General features: G+C 62.8%; 1 protein-coding gene and 5 pseudogenes. All 6 read left to right on the forward strand.

Annotated features, from left to right (window positions below):
• A pseudogene (locus HLUSI_RS30260) lies at positions 1 to 299 on the forward strand (efflux RND transporter periplasmic adaptor subunit); the annotation flags it as partial.
• Complete coding sequence (locus HLUSI_RS0122875) at positions 296 to 3,466, forward strand: efflux RND transporter permease subunit (protein ID WP_029363914.1); 3,171 nt, start codon at positions 296 to 298, stop codon at positions 3,464 to 3,466. The pseudogene HLUSI_RS30260 and the gene HLUSI_RS0122875, both read left to right, overlap by 4 nt.
• A gap of 33 nt (positions 3,467 to 3,499) precedes the next feature.
• Positions 3,500 to 3,724 (forward strand): annotated as a pseudogene (locus tag HLUSI_RS0122880) (response regulator); the annotation flags it as partial.
• 2 nt (positions 3,725 to 3,726) lie between these two features.
• Positions 3,727 to 3,984 (forward strand): annotated as a pseudogene (locus HLUSI_RS0122885) (efflux RND transporter permease subunit); the annotation flags it as partial.
• A gap of 33 nt (positions 3,985 to 4,017) precedes the next feature.
• Positions 4,018 to 4,389: pseudogene (locus HLUSI_RS30265) on the forward strand (response regulator); the annotation flags it as partial.
• A 13-nt stretch (positions 4,390 to 4,402) separates the two neighbouring features.
• Positions 4,403 to 4,644, forward strand: a pseudogene (locus tag HLUSI_RS30270) (efflux RND transporter permease subunit); the annotation flags it as partial.

Here is a 4,644-nt window from a genome sequence, read left to right on the forward strand (position 1 = left end):
CCGCGCCGGCGCTGACCCTGCCTGCCGCGGCGATCCAGCGCAACCAGCAAGGCACCTACGTGTACATCGTCAAGGCCGACGAAACGGCGGCGATCCAGCCGGTCAAGGTCACGCGCATCCAGGACGGCGTCGCAGTGCTGAGCCAGGGTCTCGAGGTCAATCAACGCGTGGTGCTGGACGGTCAGTACAAGCTCAAGCCCGGCAGCCACGTGATTGAGAACAAGGCTGCCGCCAACGGCGCCGCTGCTTCTGCTAATGCGCCTGCTAATGCTCCTGCTGCGAAAGGATCCGCAAAGTGAGTGTGTCCGCTACCTTCATCAAGCGTCCCATCGGCACCACGCTGCTGGCGCTGGCGATCCTGCTGGTCGGCATTGCCGTCTGGCCGCTGCTGCCGGTCGCGCCGCTGCCGCAGGTCGACTTCCCGACCATCCAGGTTTCCGCCAGTTTGCCCGGCGGTAGTCCCGAAACCATGGCCTCCAACGTTGCGCAACCGCTGGAACGCCAGTTCTCGCTGATTGCCGGCCTGTCGCAAATGACGTCGCAAAGTGCGCTGGGCAGCACCCAGATCACCTTGCAGTTCGATCTCAACCGCAACATCGACGCTGCCGCGCTCGACGTGCAGGCGGCGATCAACGCGTCGACCGGGCAACTGCCGTCCAACCTGCCGAATCCGCCGACCTTCCGCAAGGTCAATCCGGCCGACTCGCCGATCATGATCATGTCGGTGCAGTCCGATGCGTTGCCGCTGACGCAGGTCAGCGACTTCGCTGACAACATCCTGGCGCAGCAAATCTCGCAGATCTCCGGCGTCGGCCTGGTCAACGTCAACGGCGCGCAGAAACCGGCCGTGCGCATCCAGGTCGATCCGGCCAAGCTGGCGACGCTGAACCTGAGCCTGGAAGACATCCGCGGCGTGATCGCCACCACCACCGTGAACCAGCCCAAGGGCACGGTCGACGGCACGCATCAGAGCTTTACCGTCTATACCAACGATCAGTTGCTGAGTGCCGATCCGTGGAACGACATGGTGCTGGCTTACCGCGCCGGCGCACCGATCCACGTGCGCGACATCGGCGTGGCGATCGACGCGCCTGAAAACATGAAGATCGCCGCGTGGGCGTTCTCCGGCGCTGCGGCAGAAACCGATACGACGCTGACCAATGGCCGCTCCATCGTGCTGGCCATCACCAAGCAGCCCGGCGCCAACGTGATCGAGACGGTCGGCCGCATCAAGGCCGCGATGCCCCGCCTGCGCGCAGCGATCCCGGCCAGCGTGCACGTCAATACGCTGATCGACCGCACCCAGACCATCCGCGCTTCGGTGGAAGACGTCGAGTTCACGCTGGTCCTGACGATTGCGCTGGTGGTGATGGTGATCTTCGTGTTCCTGCGCAACATCGCGGCGACGCTGATCCCGAGCATCACGGTGCCGCTGGCGATCATGGGTACCGCCGCCGTGATGTACCTGGTCGGCTACAGTCTCGACAACCTGTCGCTGATGGCGTTGACGATCGCGGTCGGCTTCGTGGTCGACGATGCGATCGTGATGCTGGAAAACATTTACCGCTATGTCGAAGAAGGCATGTCGCCGATGGAAGCGGCGTTGAAAGGCTCCAGCGAAATCGGATTCACCATCATCTCGATCTCGGTGTCGCTGGTGGCGGTGTTCATCCCGCTGCTGCTGATGGGCGGCATCGTCGGCCGCCTGTTCCGTGAATTTGCCGTGACCGTGACGCTGACCATCGGCGTGTCGGTGATCATTTCGCTGACGCTCACGCCGATGCTGTGCTCGCGCTTCCTCAAGAACAGCCACGCCGAACAACACGGCAAGATGTATCAGTTGTTCGAGCGCTTCTTCGACGCGTTGCTGAACGGCTACAAGCGCGGCCTCGATCTGGTGCTGCGCCACCAGTTCATCACGCTGATGAGTTTCCTCGCCACCGTTGCGGTGACCGTGGCGCTGTTCATCTTCATCCCGAAAGGCTTCTTCCCGCAACAGGACAACGGCGTGATCGCCGGCTTTGCCGAATCGGCGCAGGATATCTCGTCGAGCGCGATGCATCGCCGGCTGTTGCAAGTGGCCGACGTGGTGCGCAAGGATCCGGACGTGACCGGTTTCGCGATGAGCGCGGGTTCGACCACCTTTAATACCGGCAACTTCTTCATCGCACTGAAACCGAAGAGCGAAGGCCGCACGCTGGACGCCAGCGAAATCATCACGCACCTGCGACCGCAAGTGGCGAAGATCCAGGGCGTCAATCTGTTCATGCAGGCCAGCCAGGATATCAACGTCGGCGGCCGTCTGTCGCGTACGCAATATCAATACACCCTGACCGACTCCAACCTGGATGAACTCAACGTCTGGGCGCCGAAACTGGTGGATCGCCTGCGTCGCCTGAAGCAACTCACGGACGTCGCCTCCGATCAGCAAAACTCGGCGGCAACGGCAACCATCACGATCGACCGCGCGCGTGCATCGAGCTTCGGCATTTCGCCGGCGCTGATCGACGCCACGATCTATGACGCCATCGGCCAGCGCCAGGTCGCGCAGTACTTCACGCAGGTGAACAGCTATCGCGTGATCCTGGAAGTCACGCCGGAGCTGCAGAAGGATCCGGCGCTGTTCAACAAGCTCTACCTGACCTCGCCGCTGACCGGTCAGCAAGTACCGCTGTCGACCTTCATCAAGGTCGACACGACCAAGACCGCTTACCTGTCGATCAGCCACCAGAGCCAGTTCCCGGCGGTGACGATTTCGTTCAACCTGGCGCACGGGGTGGCGCTGGGCGAGGCGGTCGACGCCATCAACCAGGCCCAGGCCGAGATGGGCGTGCCGACCACCTTGACCGGCGCGTTCCAGGGCACGGCCAAGGCGTTCGGCGATTCGCTGTCGTCGCAGCCTTACCTGATCGCGGCGGCGCTGATCGCGGTGTACATCGTGCTGGGCCTGCTGTATGAGAGCTACATCCATCCGCTGACGATCCTGTCCACGCTGCCGTCGGCCGGCGTGGGCGCGCTGCTGATCCTGATGGCGGGCGGCTACGACCTCAGCGTGATTGCGCTGATCGGCATCATCCTGCTGATCGGCATCGTCAAGAAGAACGGCATCATGATGATCGACTTTGCGCTGACCGCCGAACGGCAACACGGCATGAAACCGGAAGAGGCGATCTATCAGGCTTGTCTGCTGCGCTTCCGCCCGATCATGATGACCACCATGTGCGCGCTGCTGTCGGGACTGCCGCTGATGCTGGGCCATGGCGCCGGCTCCGAATTGCGCCGTCCGCTCGGTTACGCGATGGTCGGCGGCCTGGTGCTGTCGCAAGCGCTGACGCTGTTCACGACGCCGGTGGTGTATCTCTACCTGGATCGCGCGCATTACTGGTACATGAACAAGAAGGAAGCGCGCGCGGCGCGCAAGGCGGCACGCAAGGGCGGCGCCGCTCCTGTAATAGAATCGCACTAGTTGATGTCCATGCACGCGGTACCTGGAGCAGGAATGAAAATTCTGATTGTCGAAGACGAGCACAAGATGGCGGAGTACCTCTGCAAAGGGTTGACTGAGCAGGGATGCACCGTGGATCTGGCCGCCAACGGCATCGACGGCCAGCATCTGGCGATCCAGCACGATTACGACGTGATCGTGCTGGATGTCATGCTGCCGGGGCTGGATGGCTTCTCGGTGCTGCGTTCGCTGCGCACCGTCAAGCAGACGCCGGTGATCACATGACCACCATGTGCGCGCTGCTGTCGGGACTGCCGCTGATGCTGGGCCATGGCGCCGGCTCCGAATTGCGCCGTCCGCTCGGTTACGCGATGGTCGGCGGCCTGGTGCTGTCGCAAGCGCTGACGCTGTTCACGACGCCGGTGGTGTATCTCTACCTGGATCGCGCGCATTACTGGTACATGAACAAGAAGGAAGCGCGCGCGGCGCGCAAGGCGGCACGCAAGGGCGGCGCCGCTCCTGTAATAGAATCGCACTAGTTGATGTCCATGCACGCGGTACCTGGAGCAGGAATGAAAATTCTGATTGTCGAAGACGAGCACAAGATGGCGGAGTACCTCTGCAAAGGGTTGACTGAGCAGGGATGCACCGTGGATCTGGCCGCCAACGGCATCGACGGCCAGCATCTGGCGATCCAGCACGATTACGACGTGATCGTGCTGGATGTCATGCTGCCGGGGCTGGATGGCTTCTCGGTGCTGCGTTCGCTGCGCACCGTCAAGCAGACGCCGGTGATCATGCTGACCGCGCGCGACCGCGTGGAAGACCGCATCAAGGGCTTGCACGACGGCGCCGACGATTACCTGATCAAGCCGTTTTCCTTCCTCGAACTGCTGGCGCGTTTGCAGGCATTGACGCGTCGCGGCCGTGCGCAGGAACCGGCGCCTAGTATACGGCCTGATGACCACCATGTGCGCGCTGCTGTCGGGACTGCCGCTGATGCTGGGCCATGGCGCCGGCTCCGAATTGCGCCGTCCGCTCGGTTACGCGATGGTCGGCGGCCTGGTGCTGTCGCAAGCGCTGACGCTGTTCACGACGCCGGTGGTGTATCTCTACCTGGATCGCGCGCATTACTGGTACATGAACAAGAAGGAAGCGCGCGCGGCGCGCGGCGACCTGCAGATCGACCTGCTGAGCCG

The organism is Herbaspirillum lusitanum P6-12, assembly GCF_000256565.1.
In the GTDB taxonomy this organism is placed as follows: Bacteria; Pseudomonadota; Gammaproteobacteria; order Burkholderiales; family Burkholderiaceae_D; genus Herbaspirillum; species Herbaspirillum lusitanum.